This is a genomic window from Corallococcus sp. M7 (assembly GCF_054512695.1).
In genome coordinates this window covers 3,218,742-3,232,412 of the sequence record NZ_CM137252.1, presented here as the reverse complement: position 1 = coordinate 3,232,412, position 13,671 = coordinate 3,218,742, and the positions used below count along the sequence as shown (strand labels likewise).

The window sequence follows — 13,671 nt, the reverse complement described above, 5'->3', positions numbered from 1 at the left end:
CTCACCGCCCCGACAACCGGCCGACCGCTTCCGCCAGCGCCACCCGGGCCAGCGCGTCCTGCTCCACCGCCAGCGCCTGCTGGAGCGCGGGCAGGCACTCCGGCCGCCCCAGACCGCCCAGCACGCGCGCCGCGGCCGCCCGCACGTCCCAGCGGGGATGGCCCAGCAGCGACACCGCCAGCGCCGCACCCTCCGCCGAGGCCTCCGCCGACCCCAGCGCCGCCAACGCCGCCTTCACCACCTCCGCGTCGTGATGGCTGAGCGCGTCCCACAGCACGCCCGCGCCCACCGTCCCCAGCTTTGTCAGCGCGCGCACCGCCAGCATCGCGAGCGCGCCGTCGCCCTGGCGCACCAGCGCCTCCAGGTCCGGCGAGCGCTCCTTCGCGCCCGCCGCGCCCACGGCTTCAATCGCGGCCACGCGCACGCCGCGGTCCTCGTCCTTCAGCGCGAGCCCCAGGAACGCCGCGGCCTCCTTGCCGCCCTGCTGCCCCAGGGAGCGCACCGCCGCGATGCGCACCTTGGGGGACTCGTCCGCCAGCGCGCCGCGCGCCAGCTCCAGGCCCGCCTCGCCGTCCGCGCGGGCCGCGGCCTCCACCGCCGCCGCGCGCCAGGATGGGTCCTCATCGCGCGCAATCCGCCGCAGCACGGGCAGCACCCGCGCCCCACCCAGCCGGCCCAGCACCGCCACCGCCGCGGGCGTCATGCGCTGCTCCACCGCCGCCTCCAGCGAAGCGAGCGCCTCCAGCGGGTGGGCCACGGTCAGCTGCTCCAGCGCCCGCGCCGCCATGCCCGAGAGCACGGGATCCGCGAGCAGCTCCACCAGCGGCGCCACGGCCTCCGGCGAGTGCGTGCGCCCCAGCGCGCGCACCACCACCGAGCGCAGGTCGTCCTCCGCCCACTCCAGCAGCGCGCACAACTCCGGCACCGACGTGGAGTCCACCAGCAGCACCAGCGCTTCCGCCGCCACCGTGCGCGCGGGCAGCGACAGCGTGCCCATGCTCCCGAGCAGCAGGCGCCGGCCCTCCGCCCCCAGTTGGCCCAGCGTGAAGAGCACCTCGCGCAACAGCCGGTCCTCGCGCGCCACCTCCGCCACCGCCACCGCGAGCGACGCTTCGCCCAGCGCTCCGGCCGCCACCAGCGCGCCGGCCCGCACCCGGACGTCGTCGCCGTCCAGGGCCTGCGCCACGTGCTCCGTCACGCCTGGGATTTTGCTCAGCACCGAGCGCGCCACGACATCCAGCTCACCCCGCTCGTACGGGCCCAGCCCCACGGCCTGCTTTCCCAGCGCGACGAGTGCTGCTTCGCGCACCGAGCGCACCGGCGACGCCAGCGCCCGGCAGATGCGCTCCGTGGCCACGCCCGGCGCGTACAGGCCCAACAGCCGCAGGGCGCTGCGCTGCACGCCCGGGTCCTCGACCAGCGCCATCACCCGCTCCAGCGGCGGGGCGCGCTTGAGCGACGCGAGCCCCTCCAGCGCGGCCAGGCGCAACAGGGGCGTGGGCGCGTCCAGCAGGCCTTCCAGCGCCCGCGCCGCGGCGTCCCCGCCCATCCTGCCCAGCGCCTCCGCGGCGGACACGCGCACGTTGAGGTCGTCGTCGGAGAGGGCGCGCAGGAGCACGTCCTCCACCTCCGGGCGGCCCAGTTGGCCCAGGATGTCCGCCGCCAGCTTTCGCTGATCCGGATCCTCGTGCTCCAGCAGGTGCACCAGCGGCGGGATGGCCACCGGTCCCATTCCGGCCAGCGCCTCGGCCGCCGCGTTGCGCGCGCCTGTCTCGCCGCGCTCGCCCAGGACGGAGATGAGCCGCGCGGTGACACCCGGCGCATCCGGCACGTGGCGCAGGCCCTCCGCCGCCGCGTGGCGCACGCGCCAGCTCTCGTCATGCAGGCCGGTGGTGAAGGTCTCCAGGGCACCGGGCGTGCGCGGATCCACCGCCTGCAGCGCCCGGTACCGCGCCTCTTCCTGCCCCGCGGGGGACCGCTCCGTGTCGCTCATCGCCGTCCTCCTTCGGGGCTCGTGTTGCTCGGGATGTCCGCATCCTGCTCGAAGCCGCTGGAGGAGTCGCGCTTCACGAGGCGGCTCCCACTGCTGGAGGGCAGCCCGGCGTCGGATGGGAACGTTCACCTTCGCACCCTTCGCGACCCGGGCGGGGAACGCGACTCAGTGCGCCAGGAGGATCTCGTCCCAACCCTCCTGGCCGAAGAACCAGAGGGAATAGATGCCCAGCACCGTGCCCAGGGGGAAGTTGGGCAGCGCGAAGATGGCGAGCAGCGTCGCCCGGCGCTTGGACACGGGCCGGCCTTGAAGCAGCGCACTGCCCAGGAAGAGTCCCGCGAGGGCCAGCATCCCGAGCAGCATGGCGACGCCGGCCATCGCGAGGACGAACGGGTCCTGCCACATCGGCACCGTGCGCGCGGAGCTTCCGGAGTCCGCCATCAAGGCCATCATGCAGGCGGTAAACGCCAGGGTGCCCGCTCCCAGCATCAACAGCGCGTGCACGAACACATAGAGGAAACCCAGCGCCTTCCGGTGACTGCTCAGGTCTCGCATGACGCTCCTCTCCAAAGCTGGCGGATGTCCGGAGAAAGCCGCGCGCTCAGCTCGCGGAGGGCGGGCGGGAGTCGCGCTCCAGCTCCGCGCGCAGGAGCGCCTTCAGGTCCAACAGCAGCCGCAGCCGCTCCGGAGGCCCGCACACGCCCACCACGAACGGCGTGCGGCCTCCGGCCATGAGCGCTGGCGCGGGCTTGATGTCACAGCGGCGCACGCGCAGCACCTCCGCCACCCGGTCCACCCGAGCCACCACGCGCCGCGTTCCCAGCCGGCACACGAGCAGCCGCGTGCGACGTGTCTCCTGCGCGGGCTGCCCCAACAGGCGCCGGTGCAGGTCCACCACGGGCAGCATCGCGCCGCGCAGGTGCAGCACGCCCTCCACGAAGGCGGGCGCGTGCGGGATGGGAATCACGCGCTGGGGCGGGAGGATCTCCTCCACGCGCATGATGTCCAGGACGTACTCCTCGTTGCCCACGAAGAAGGCGCACAGCTGCACCTCCGCTTCGGCCGCGGGCGTCTCGGAGCCCCTCTCGCCGCGCGGGCGGCGGGCCAGCAGGTTCACGGGGTCCGTCATGGGGCGAGCGCCTGCTCCGGATCCAACAGGATGTAGAGCTGCGAGCCCTTGCGCCCCAGCCCCGCCACGCAGTCGCGGTCCCCGCGCAGCCCCGCGGGCGACAGCTCCACCATGGACGGCTTGAGCCGCACCACGCCCGCCACCGAGTCCACCCACACGCCCGCGGGCCCATCCGCCGTCTTGAGCACCAGGATGCGCGCGGCCCGGGGCGGCAGGCCCGCGTCCGGCCCCGCCACCAACGGAGGCGCGTCCGCCAGCCGCAGCCGCAGCTTCACGTCGTAGACGGGCAACAGCTCCCCGCGCAGGTTCATCACGCCCAACAACTGCGGCTCCGCGCGCGGAATCTCCGTGAGCAACGGCACCTTGCAGATCTCCCTCACCGCGAGGATGGGCACCGCGTAGCACTCCGCCTCCAGGCGGAAGGCCAGGTACTCGACGGGCTCCTCCTCCGGGAGCGGCTGCGCCAGGTCGTCACTGCCCGCGGCGAAGTCCAGCAGGCCGCCGACGTCCTCGTCCGGACGGTAGAAGAACGCGTCGAGCAGGGCTTCGAAACGGGACACGGCCGGGAGGATAGCAGCCCCCGGCAGGGACGCCTCAAGCGCGGCGCCGCTCCTGCGCGATGCCCTCTTCCAGGAGTTCCGCGACATCCAGCACCAGGACGGTGCGGCGGTTGCCCAGGTCGGTGGCGCCGGAGATGCCCTTCACGCGGCTCAGCCGGCCCCCCAGGGGCTTGGTGACGATGTCCTGCTGGCCGAACAGCTCGTCCACCGCGATGCCCAGCCGCTGCTGCGCCAGGCCCACCACGATGACGAAGTGGCGGTTCACCTCGTGCTCCGGCAGGTGGAACAGGCGCCCCAGCCGCAGGAAGGGCAGCGTCTGGCCGCGCAGGTCCAGCACCTCGCGCCGCTCCACGGTGCGGATGTCGCGCGGCTGCACGGAGAGGATCTCCAGCACGCTGTTGAGCGGCACCGCGTAGGTGCGGCCGCTGACGCCCACCACCAGCGCGCGCACGATGGCCAGCGTCACCGGCAGCGTCAGGTGGAAGGCCGTGCCCTTCCCGCGCTCGCTCCACACGTCGATGATGCCGGAGAGGTTGCCCAGGTTGTTCTTCACCACGTCCAGGCCCACGCCTCTTCCAGAGAGCGAGCTGACGCTGGAGCGGGTGGAGAAGCCCGGCAGGAAGATGAGGTTGAGCAGCTCCCGCCGCGTCATCTCGCTGACCTGCGACGGGGTGACGAGCCCGCGCGACAGCGCCACCTCGCGCACGCGCACCTCGTCGATGCCCGAGCCATCGTCGGACACGCTGATGACGACGTGGTTGCCCTTCTGCTCCGCGCGCAGCCGCACCGTCGCGCGCCGGGGCTTGCCCGCGGACTGCCGCGACTCCGGGCCCTCCGCGCCATGGTCGATGGCGTTGCGGATGAGGTGCATCAGCGGATCGCTGAGCTCCTCGACGATGAGCTTGTCCAGCTCCACCTCGCCGCCGGAGCTGACGAAGTCGATCTCCTTGCCGGCCTCGCGCGCGATCTTGCGCACCAGCCGCGCCAGCTTGTCGAAGACCTGGCCCACCGGGACCATGCGCGCTTCGAGCAGCCCCTCCTGAAGCGCCTCCAGCTTGCGCTCCAGTTGGCGCGTCTCCCGCGACAGCTCCTGGCCGAAGAGCTTGGACAGCGCGACGGTGCCGTCCTGCCGGGACGTCTCCGCCAGCCGCTGGAGGTTGGCCTTGATGAGCAGCAGCTCGCCCACCATGTTGATGAGCCCGTCCAGCCGCCCGATGTCCACGCGCACCGTCTGCGTGAGCGAGCGCAGGGACGTCTCTTCCGCCTTGGGACGGCCCGCGGGAATCGGCGCGGACGCGGCGGCCTGGAGCCCCACCACCGCGGACGGAGGCGTCACCGCCCGCATGCGCGGAGCCCCCGACACCGGGTGCGCGGGCACGGTCGCGAGGCTCGTGGTCTCCACCAGCGGCTCGCCGTCCTCGTCGGCCCCGTCCTCGTCCGCGTCCGGAGGAAGGACCTCGACGTCCTCGCGCACGGTCACGGCATCACGCGGCGGCGGCACGTCGTACGCGGGTCCCGCCGAGCCCGCTTCCGGTGGCCGGACGGACAGCGGCGCCAGCTCCGCGGGCGAGCCCCGGAGGCCGTCCTCCAAGGCCCGCGCATCCACCTTCGCGCCGAAGATGAGGTCGAACGCGATGCCGTTGGCACCGCCCGGCCGCGACGAGGGCAGCGTGCTGATGACCTCGCCCAGGGGCTTGAGGCGCGCGTTCAGGTCCGCCAGGCCCTGGTCGAAGTCCGTGAGGTCGAACGCCGCGCGCACCCGCCACAGCGCCACGCCGCGCCGCACGTTCTCTCGCAGCCGGTGCTCTTCGTACTCGGTGAAGACGGCGCGCACCGTCGCGTCCAGCTCCAGCCGCTCCAGCGGATCCTCTTCCACGGCGGGCGGGGGTGACCCCAGCCGCGCCATGCGGTCCTCCATGTCGCGGGTGCGCTGGGTGAGCTCGGGGCGCTCCTCGCTCCGGGACGCCTCCCCGAGCAGCGCCTGGAACGTGTCCAGCGCGTCCACCAGCGTGTCCAGGACCCCGTCGTCCAGCGTCAGCCGGCCCAGCCGCAGCCGGTCCAGCAGGTCCTCCGCCGCGTGCGCCAGCTGGCTGATGCGCTCCTGGCCGAAGAGGCCCGACAGGCCCTTGAGCGAGTGCGCCGCGCGGAAGATGCCGTTGATGTGCTCGGGGTCCGCCTCCTGGCCGCGCGCCTCGTCCAGGGCCAGCAGGTCGCGGCCCAGCGCGTCCAGGATTTCGGTGGCCTCGGCGACGAACTCCGCCAGCGCCTTGCCTCCGGGCGTCACAGGGGCTTCAGGAAGCGCCGCAGGAGCGCCTCCAGGTCCTCCGGCTGGAAGGGCTTCACCAGGTAGCCGGCCGCCCCCAGCGCCATGCCCCGCGAGCGGTCCTGCTCACGCCCCTCGGTGGTGACGATGATGAGCGGCACGTCCCGGTAGTTGGGGTTCTTCTTGACGAAGTTGATGAGCTCCAGCCCGTTGATGTCGGGCATGTTGATGTCGGTGATGATGAGGTCGAAGCGCTGGCGCGGCAGCAGCTTCAGCGCCTCGAAGCCGCTGGCGGTGGTGACGGCCTCGACACCGTCCACGGCCTCCACGGTCGCGGCGATGTGCTCGCGCGACACCTTGGAGTCCTCGACGATCAACACCTTGAACTTCATCGCGTGCGCCTCAAGGGCCGGATGCTAGCAGAACCCCCGTCCGGACGCTGCGCGTCAACCCTTCCGGGATGACAGCGACCCGACAAGCCCCTTGTCCGCGAGAAGGGACACCCGTCCCCCCTTGAACGCGGGCAGGAACTGCCGCTGGTACGCCTCCGCACGGGCGGAGTCGCTCAGGGAAGACCCCTGGGGGACCTCCAAGGCCACGGCTTCCACCTTCGCGCGGCTCAGGACCTTCGCCGCGCCCGCCAGCGCCTCTCCCAGCGAGGCCGCGTCCAGGCGCTTCCGGGAGCCCAGCCCCACCACGAAGATGCGCGGCACGGTCAGCTTCCCGTCCGACGGCAACAGGAGCCAGTCGTCCTTCACGCCGGTGAAGAACCCGCCCTGGAGCACGCGCGACAGGGCGCCGCACAGCCGCCAGTCCACGTAGCCGGCGGAGGACGGCAGGGGGCGGTCGTCCTCGGCCACGAAGAGGCAGAGGGCGTCCACCCCGTTCAGCGCGTCCAGGCCCTCCAGGTCCACGTCCAGGGTCTGCGTCTGGCTCACGGCTTCCCGAGCGCCACCGCGACGCGGTCCAGCAGGCCGTTGACGAAGGCGCTCGACTCCTCGGTGCCGAAGTTCTTCCCCAGCTCCACCGCCTCGTTGATGGTCACCTTGCGGGGAATGTCCGGGCGGTACTTCAATTCGAAGATGCCCAGCCGCAGGACGTTGCGGTCGATGCGGGACATGCGGTCCAGGCGCCAGTTGTGGCTGTGGCGCTCGATGAGCCCGTCAATCTCCTCGCGGTGGGCCTCCACGCCCTCCACGATCTCCTTGGCGAACTTCACCGCGTCCGGCTCCGGCTTGCCGTCCTCCGCGGAGGCGGCCCACGCCGAGTCCAGGGCCTCCCGCGTGGTGGCGCCCTGGGTCATCTCCAGTTGATAGAGCGCCTGCAGCGCCCGCTCCCGTGCTGTTCTGCGCGCGCCCATCGCGGTTACCCCTTTCGCTCCGCGCCCGTCATGCGCGCGAAGAGGTTGACCATCTCGATGCAGGCCATGGCGGCCTCCGCGCCCTTGTTGCCCGCCTTCACGCCCGCCCGGTCGATGGCCTGCTCCACGGTATCGCACGTGAGGACGCCGAACGTCACCGAGGCCGGCTTCGGGCCGGCCGCCGCGCTGAACGCCACCGAACCAATGCCCTTGGCGCACTCGCCGGCCACGTAGTCGAAGTGGGGGGTGCCGCCGCGAATCACCGCGCCCAGGACGATGATGCCGGCGTACTGGCCACCCTCCGACACGCGGCGGGTGAGGCCGGGCAGCTCATAGGTGCCGGGGCAGCGGTACACGTCGATGGCGTCGTCCTTCACGCCATGGCGTACCAGGGTGTCCACGGCGCCCTTCAAGAGCTCCTCCGTGATGAAGCTGTTGAACCGGGACACGCAGATGGCGAACCGGCCCTGGGGGGGGAGGAAATCCCCTTCGAAATAGCGAGGCATGGCGCGCTCCTTACACCACCCGAGCCCCTACCCGCGAGGGCTGAAACCCGCCGCCCGCACCACCGCCTCCGTCAGCCCCGCTCCCTGGGCGGCGGCCTCCGGGGCGCCCCGGAGGGCGTACAGCCGGGCCACGTACTTGCCAATGAGGTCGCCCTCCAGGTTCACCTTCGCCCCAGGCCCCTTGCCGTGCAGGGTGGTGCGCTGTTGGGTTTCCGGAATCAGCTGCACCCGGAAGGTGCTGGCATCCACCGCGTTCACCGTGAGGCTGATGCCGTCGATGGTGACGGAGCCCTTCTCGATGAAGCAGGGCGCCAGCTCCGGGGGCAGCCGGAACACCATCACCCACGAGCCGCCCTCCGCGAAGGTCTCCAGCACTTCACTGACGGCGTCCACGTGGCCCGACACCAGGTGTCCGCCCAGCCGGTCCCCCAGGGCGAGCGCCCGCTCCAGGTTCACCTTGTCGCCCGTCTTGCGGTCCCCCAGGGTGGTGCGCCGCAGCGTCTCCGGGGCGGCCTGCACGCGGAAGGTGTCCCCCCCCTTCTCCACGACGGTGAGGCAGGCGCCGTCCACGGCGATGGATTCACCCAGGGCGAAGGCTTCCGCGCCCAGGGAGGTGCGAATCCAGTAGTCGGTCATCGCGCCAGAGGTGACGCGGGTGATGGTGCCAGTGTCCTGGATGAGGCCGGTGAACATGGCCGCAACCTTAACGGATGCCCTGTCCGGGCGCTGGCCTTCAGAGCAGGGCGCGCAGGAGGACGTCGTCCCCCACCTTCTCCATCGTCAGGTCCTTCACGGCCAGGGCATGGGCCATGTCCTTCACGCCCAGCTCCCCCGCCCACGACAGGCCCCCGGCCCCCACCAGCTTGGGAGCGAGGAACAGGGCGAGCGCATCCGCCAGGTGCTCGCGAAGCAGCGTGCCGTACAGGCCCGCGCCGCCCTCCACGAGCACGTGGTTCAGGCCCTCCTTCTTCACGCGCTTCAGGACGGCCTTCAGGTCCACGCGGTCCTGCTTCGCGCGCACGTTCCACACCTCCACACCCTGGGCCAGGAAGCGCCGGGCGCGCCGGCCCTCCGGGTCCTCCAGCGTGGCGATGACGGTGCGCGCGGGGCTGCGCTGGGTGAAGACGGTGTGGCCCGGGGACAGCTTGAGGTGCGAGTCCACCACCACGCGCACCGGGTCCTTGCCCCCGCCGCCCGGCAGCCGCGTGGTGAGCTGCGGGTCATCCATGCGCACCGTGTTCGCGCCCACGAGGATGGCGTCCACCTGATCGCGCAGCCGGTGCACCCACGCGCGCGACGCCTCGCCCGTCACCCACTTCGAGTCGCCGGAAGGCGCGGCGATCTTTCCGTCCAGCGTCACCGCGGCCTTGAGCGTCACCCACGGCAGGCCCGTGCGCATCATCTTGAAGAAGGGCCGGTTGAGCGCGTCCGCCTCGTCCTTGAGGACGTGCGTCACCACCGCCACGCCGCCGCGCTTGAGCCGGTTGAGCCCCTTGCCGCTGACGAGCGGATTGGGGTCCGACGACGCGCTGAACACGCGCCGCACGCCGGCTTCCAGCACCGCCAGGCTGCACGGCGGGGTGCGCCCGTAGTGGTCGCACGGCTCCAGCGTCGTGTAGAGATCCGCGCCGCGCGCCTTGGAGCCCGCGGCCTCCAGCGCCACGACCTCCGCGTGCGCCGTGCCGGCCTTCTTGTGGTGGCCGCGCGCGATGATGCGCCCGCCCTTCACCAGCACCGCGCCCACGACGGGGTTGGGGCTGGTGCGGCCCAGGCCCTTGGCGGCTTCTTCCAAGGCGATGCGCATGAAGAACTCGGCCACCGCGTGGTCGAAGTCCGCCGCGCGCTTGGAGCGGGGCGTCTTCACCGCCTGCAACCGTGACCGCGTGAGCAAGCGCATACCGCCCTTCCTAACCGTCCTTGGGCGGAGTCACAGGCGGCTTCGCCTTGCGCTCACGCTCCTGGTCCTCGAGCAGGTCCTTCAGCTCGTGCATGAACTCGGAGATGTCCCGGAAGCTTCGGTACACGGACGCAAAGCGCACGTAGGCCACCTCGTCCAGCTGCTGTAACCGCCGCATCACGTGCTCGCCAATGGATGAGGAGGGCACCTCTTTCTCCCCCATCCCCTGGAGCAGCCGCTCGATGTCCTCCACCGTCGCCTCCAGCTGCGCGGCGGACACCGGGCGCTTCTCACACGCCTTCTTCAGGCCGTTGAGCATCTTCTCGCGGTCGAAGGCCTCGCGGCGCCCGTCCTTCTTCACGATGAGCGGGTAGAGCTCCTCCACCCGCTCGTACGTGGTGAAGCGGCGCTTGCAGGCCAGGCACTCGCGGCGCCGCCGGATGACGGAGCCCTCGTGCGACTCGCGCGAGTCGATGACCTTGTTCTCAGGGTCCTGGCAGAAGGGGCAGCGCACGGGCTTCCCGTTACTTCAGGCGTGAGGCGTACAGCGGGAAGCCCTGGGCCAACTCCTTCACCTGGCCCTTCACCCGCGCGAGCGCCGCGTCGTCCTGCGCGGCGTCCAGCGCCTGGCCGATGAGCCGGCCCACCACCGCCATCTCCGCCTCGCGCATGCCGCGCGTGGTGATGGCCGGGGTGCCCACCCGGACGCCGGACGTCGTCGTCGGCTTCTCCGGGTCGAAGGGGATCATGTTCTTGTTGACCGTGATGCCCGCCTTGCCCAGCACGTCCTCGGCCACCTTGCCGGTGAGCTTCTTGGCGCGCAGGTCCACCAGCATCAGGTGGTTGTCCGTGCCGCCCGAGCACAGCCGCAGGCCAGCGGACTTCAGCGCCTCCGCCAGCGCCTGCGCGTTGGCGACAATCTGCTTCTGGTACGTCTTGAACTCCGGCGACAGCGCTTCCTTGAAGGCCACCGCCTTGCCCGCGATGGCGTGCATCAGCGGGCCGCCCTGGATGCCGGGGAAGATCTGGCTGTTGATGGTCTTCGCGAAGGCCTCGCGCGACAGCACCATGCCGCCACGCGGGCCGCGCAGCGTCTTGTGCGTGGTCGTGGTGACGATCTCCGCGAAGGGCACGGGCGACGGGTGCACGCCCGCGGCCACCAGGCCCGCGATGTGGGCCATGTCCACCAGCATGGCGGCGCCCACCTTGTCGGCGATCTCGCGGAACTTCGCGAAGTCGAGCGTGCGCGGGTACGCGCTCGCGCCCACCACCAGCACCTTGGGCTTGTGCTCCAGGGCCAGCGACTCCACCTGCGCGAAGTCGATGGTCTCCGTGTCGCGCGACAGGCCGTAGTGGACGACCTTGTAGAGCTTGCCGGAGAAGTTGAACGCCGCGCCGTGGGTGAGGTGGCCGCCGGAGTTCAGGTCCAGCGACAGCATGGTGTCGCCCGGCTTCATCAGCGCCATGAAGGCGCCCATGTTGGCCTGGCTGCCGGAGTGCGCCTGCACGTTCACCGCATCCGCGCCGAAGAGCTCCTTCGCGCGCGCGATGGCCAGGTTCTCCGCCACGTCCACCACCTCGCAGCCGCCGTAGTAGCGCTTGCCGGGGTAGCCTTCCGCGTACTTGTTGGTGAGCACGGAGCCCACCGCCTCCATCACCGCCGGGGAGACGAAGTTCTCGGAGGCGATGAGCTCCAGCCCCTCCTCCTGACGCTCGGTCTCGTGCCGGAGCACCTGGGCGATTTCAGGATCCACCTGGGACAGCGTGCGGGTGTTCTCCATGGGGGTTGCCTCCTGGCGTACGAACGAAGGGGACTGCGAAGGGACGCTTCAACGGCCCGTCAGCGCTGCTGGGCCTCGACGTCGCGAATCTTCTGGACGCGCTTCTCGTGGCGGCCGCCCTCGAAGGCGGTGGAGAGGAAGGCCTCTAGGATGCCGCGCGCCACGCCCGCGCCCACCACGCGCTGGCCCAGGCACAACACGTTGGCGTCGTTGTGCGCGCGGGTCATCCGCGCCTCGAACTCGGTGGTGCACAGGGCCGCCCGGATGCCCCGGTGCTTGTTGGCCACGATGCTCATCCCGATGCCGGTGCCGCACACCAGCACGCCCAGCGTGCCCGCTTCCGCCACCACCTGACGGGCCACCTGGGAGGCGAAGTCCGGGTAGTCCACGGACTCGCGCGTCTGGGGGCCCAGGTCCTGGAAGTCGGTGCCGCGCTCCTTCAGGAGCGCCACCAGCTCCTGGCGCAGCTCGATGCCCGCATGGTCGGAGGCGAGGATGACTTTCACGGCCGGACTCCGTAGAAGCGGGGCCCGCGCCCCTGGGGCGGGGCCCCAAGGGCGGTCAGCTGAAGCGCTTGAACACCAGCACCGCGTTGGTACCGCCGAAGCCGAACGAGTTGCTCATCACCGCGTCGACGCGGGCGTCGCGCGCCGTGTTGGGCACGTAGTCCAGGTCGCAGTCCGGGTCCGGCGACGTCATGTTGATGGTGGGCGGCAGCACGTTCTTGGTGAGCACCTGCACGCTCACCACCGCCTCCGCGCCACCCGCCGCGCCGAGCATGTGGCCCGTCATGGACTTGGTGGACGACACCGCCAGCTTGCGCGCGTGGTCGCCGAACACGGCCTTCAGGGCCTTGGTCTCGTTCGCGTCGTTGAACGGCGTGGACGTGCCGTGGGCGTTGACGTAGCCCACCTGCTCCGGCCGCATGCCCGCGGACGCCAGCGCCAGGCGCATGCAGCGCGCCGCGCCCTCGCCCTCCGGGGCCGGCTGGGTGACGTGGTACGCGTCCGAGTTGGCGCCGTACCCCACCACCTCCGCCAGGATGTTGGCGCCGCGCTTCTTCGCGGCCTCCATCTCCTCCAGGACGACGATGCCCGCGCCCTCGCCCATCACGAAGCCGTCGCGCTCCTTGTCGAAGGGACGGCTGGCGCGCGCCGGGTCGTCGTTGCGCGTGGACAGGGCCTTCATCACGGAGAAGCCGCCCATGCCCAGGGGGGTGATGGCCGCCTCCGCGCCGCCGGCGATGGCCGCGTCCGTCTCACCCAGGCGGATGGACTTCCAGGCCTCGCCGATGGCGTGCGCGCTGGTGGCGCAGGCGGACACCGGGGCCCAGTTGGGGCCCTTGCAGTTGTAGCGCATGGAGATGAGCCCAGGCGCCATGTTGACGATCATCTGGATGATGAAGAAGGGCGACAGCCGGTCGAACCCCTTCTCCAGCCCCTTGCGGTGCTGCTCCTCCAGGGAGGAGATGCCGCCGATGCCGGAGCCCACGATGACACCCACGCGCTCCGGGCTGTAGCCATGGGGCGCGTCCGGGCCGATGGGCAGGCCCGACTCCTTCACCGCCATGTCGGCCGCGGCCATCGCGTACTGGGCGAACAGGTCCATCCGGCGCACCTCGCGCCTGTCGATGAACTGCTCGGGCTGGAAGTCCTTCACCTCGCCCGCGATGCGCGCGTCGAGCTTCCCCAGGTCGAAACGGGTGATCGTGCTGATACCGGATTGACCGGCCAGCATCGCCTGCCAGTTCTTCTCGGTGCCGGTGCCCAGCGCAGAAATGATGCCGGTGCCGGTGATGACGACTCGACGGTTTGACACTGTTCTTCTCCGCTGACCGCGATGGGGCGCGGAAGCGCCGGTGAGGACGCTCCCCAGGCCCCGGACTTCCGGGTGTCGCGACTGCCTACTTCTTGTGGGTCTTCACGTAGTTCACGGCGTCGCCGACGGTCTTGATGTTCTCCGCCTCGTCGTCCGGGATCTCGACCTCGAACTCCTCTTCCATCGCCATGACCAGCTCGACGATGTCGAGGCTGTCCGCGCCCAGGTCTTCGATGAAGGACGACTCGGGCTTGATCTCATCCTCACCCACACCGAGCTGGTCGGCGATGATGGACTTGATCTTGGTTTCCACGTCGGTTGCGGTGGTGGACATACGTGCAGAACCCTCCAGCTCCAGATGGGG

16 protein-coding genes are annotated in these 13,671 nt (G+C 71.2%); all 16 read right to left on the bottom strand.

Annotated elements, in window-relative coordinates:
- Window position 1: 1 nt before the first annotated feature.
- Window positions 2-1,993, bottom strand: a complete 1,992-nt coding sequence (locus ACX114_RS13125) for a HEAT repeat domain-containing protein (protein ID WP_459298071.1) — start codon at window positions 1,991-1,993, stop codon at window positions 2-4.
- Between the two features lie 165 nt (window positions 1,994-2,158).
- Complete coding sequence (locus ACX114_RS13120) at window positions 2,159-2,548, bottom strand: hypothetical protein (RefSeq protein ID WP_459298069.1); 390 nt, start codon at window positions 2,546-2,548, stop codon at window positions 2,159-2,161.
- A gap of 46 nt (window positions 2,549-2,594) precedes the next feature.
- A complete protein-coding gene (locus ACX114_RS13115; protein WP_459298067.1) occupies window positions 2,595-3,122 on the bottom strand; it encodes a chemotaxis protein CheW in 528 nt (175 codons plus the stop codon).
- Window positions 3,119-3,682, bottom strand: coding sequence for a chemotaxis protein CheW (locus tag ACX114_RS13110; protein WP_459298065.1), 564 nt, complete (start codon window positions 3,680-3,682; stop codon window positions 3,119-3,121). Before ACX114_RS13110 ends, ACX114_RS13115 begins: the two co-directional genes overlap by 4 nt.
- A gap of 34 nt (window positions 3,683-3,716) precedes the next feature.
- Window positions 3,717-5,966: a chemotaxis protein CheA gene (locus tag ACX114_RS13105; protein ID WP_459298063.1), complete on the bottom strand. Its 2,250-nt coding sequence runs from the start codon at window positions 5,964-5,966 to the stop codon at window positions 3,717-3,719.
- On the bottom strand, window positions 5,963-6,337 hold the full coding sequence (locus tag ACX114_RS13100; RefSeq protein WP_120525327.1) for a response regulator: 375 nt from the start codon (window positions 6,335-6,337) through the stop codon (window positions 5,963-5,965). Before ACX114_RS13100 ends, ACX114_RS13105 begins: the two co-directional genes overlap by 4 nt.
- Window positions 6,338-6,391: 54 nt before the next feature.
- Window positions 6,392-6,883 (bottom strand): M17 family peptidase N-terminal domain-containing protein, encoded by a 492-nt coding sequence (locus ACX114_RS13095; RefSeq protein WP_459298060.1) that lies wholly within the window; start codon window positions 6,881-6,883, stop codon window positions 6,392-6,394.
- Window positions 6,880-7,305, bottom strand: a complete 426-nt coding sequence (gene nusB, locus ACX114_RS13090) for a transcription antitermination factor NusB (RefSeq protein ID WP_206797952.1) — start codon at window positions 7,303-7,305, stop codon at window positions 6,880-6,882. Before nusB ends, ACX114_RS13095 begins: the two co-directional genes overlap by 4 nt.
- Before the next feature lie 5 nt (window positions 7,306-7,310).
- Window positions 7,311-7,811, bottom strand: coding sequence for a 6,7-dimethyl-8-ribityllumazine synthase (gene ribH, locus ACX114_RS13085; RefSeq protein WP_459298058.1), 501 nt, complete (start codon window positions 7,809-7,811; stop codon window positions 7,311-7,313).
- A 27-nt stretch (window positions 7,812-7,838) separates the two neighbouring features.
- The gene (locus ACX114_RS13080) at window positions 7,839-8,504 is read right to left on the bottom strand and encodes a riboflavin synthase (RefSeq protein WP_459298056.1); all 666 of its coding nucleotides are present in this window, start codon (window positions 8,502-8,504) and stop codon (window positions 7,839-7,841) included.
- A gap of 40 nt (window positions 8,505-8,544) precedes the next feature.
- On the bottom strand, window positions 8,545-9,708 hold the full coding sequence (gene ribD / locus ACX114_RS13075) for a bifunctional diaminohydroxyphosphoribosylaminopyrimidine deaminase/5-amino-6-(5-phosphoribosylamino)uracil reductase RibD (protein WP_120589537.1): 1,164 nt from the start codon (window positions 9,706-9,708) through the stop codon (window positions 8,545-8,547).
- A gap of 10 nt (window positions 9,709-9,718) precedes the next feature.
- Entirely contained in the window at window positions 9,719-10,222 is a 504-nt protein-coding gene (gene nrdR / locus ACX114_RS13070; RefSeq protein WP_014395456.1) for a transcriptional regulator NrdR, read from the bottom strand.
- 10 nt (window positions 10,223-10,232) lie between these two features.
- The gene (gene glyA, locus ACX114_RS13065; protein WP_459298053.1) at window positions 10,233-11,489 is read right to left on the bottom strand and encodes a serine hydroxymethyltransferase; all 1,257 of its coding nucleotides are present in this window, start codon (window positions 11,487-11,489) and stop codon (window positions 10,233-10,235) included.
- 59 nt (window positions 11,490-11,548) lie between these two features.
- Window positions 11,549-11,995, bottom strand: a complete 447-nt coding sequence (gene rpiB, locus ACX114_RS13060) for a ribose 5-phosphate isomerase B (RefSeq protein ID WP_459298051.1) — start codon at window positions 11,993-11,995, stop codon at window positions 11,549-11,551.
- Window positions 11,996-12,050: 55 nt separating this feature from the next.
- Complete coding sequence (fabF, locus tag ACX114_RS13055; RefSeq protein WP_459298049.1) at window positions 12,051-13,307, bottom strand: beta-ketoacyl-ACP synthase II; 1,257 nt, start codon at window positions 13,305-13,307, stop codon at window positions 12,051-12,053.
- An 85-nt stretch (window positions 13,308-13,392) separates the two neighbouring features.
- The gene (gene acpP / locus ACX114_RS13050; protein WP_014395452.1) at window positions 13,393-13,641 is read right to left on the bottom strand and encodes an acyl carrier protein; all 249 of its coding nucleotides are present in this window, start codon (window positions 13,639-13,641) and stop codon (window positions 13,393-13,395) included.
- Window positions 13,642-13,671 lie beyond the last annotated feature (30 nt).

Bases quoted from the DNA above. Each gene is read 5' to 3' on its own strand.
- ACX114_RS13125 (WP_459298071.1), bottom strand. From the start codon at position 1,993: ATGAGCGACACGGAGCGGTCCCCCGCGGGGCAGGAAGAGGCGCGGTAC.
- ACX114_RS13120 (WP_459298069.1), bottom strand. From the start codon at position 2,548: ATGCGAGACCTGAGCAGTCACCGGAAGGCGCTGGGTTTCCTCTATGTG.
- ACX114_RS13115 (WP_459298067.1), bottom strand. From the start codon at position 3,122: ATGACGGACCCCGTGAACCTGCTGGCCCGCCGCCCGCGCGGCGAGAGG.
- ACX114_RS13100 (WP_120525327.1), bottom strand. From the start codon at position 6,337: ATGAAGTTCAAGGTGTTGATCGTCGAGGACTCCAAGGTGTCGCGCGAG.
- nusB (WP_206797952.1), bottom strand. From the start codon at position 7,305: ATGGGCGCGCGCAGAACAGCACGGGAGCGGGCGCTGCAGGCGCTCTAT.
- ribH (WP_459298058.1), bottom strand. From the start codon at position 7,811: ATGCCTCGCTATTTCGAAGGGGATTTCCTCCCCCCCCAGGGCCGGTTC.
- ACX114_RS13080 (WP_459298056.1), bottom strand. From the start codon at position 8,504: ATGTTCACCGGCCTCATCCAGGACACTGGCACCATCACCCGCGTCACC.
- ribD (WP_120589537.1), bottom strand. From the start codon at position 9,708: ATGCGCTTGCTCACGCGGTCACGGTTGCAGGCGGTGAAGACGCCCCGC.
- glyA (WP_459298053.1), bottom strand. From the start codon at position 11,489: ATGGAGAACACCCGCACGCTGTCCCAGGTGGATCCTGAAATCGCCCAG.
- acpP (WP_014395452.1), bottom strand. From the start codon at position 13,641: ATGTCCACCACCGCAACCGACGTGGAAACCAAGATCAAGTCCATCATC.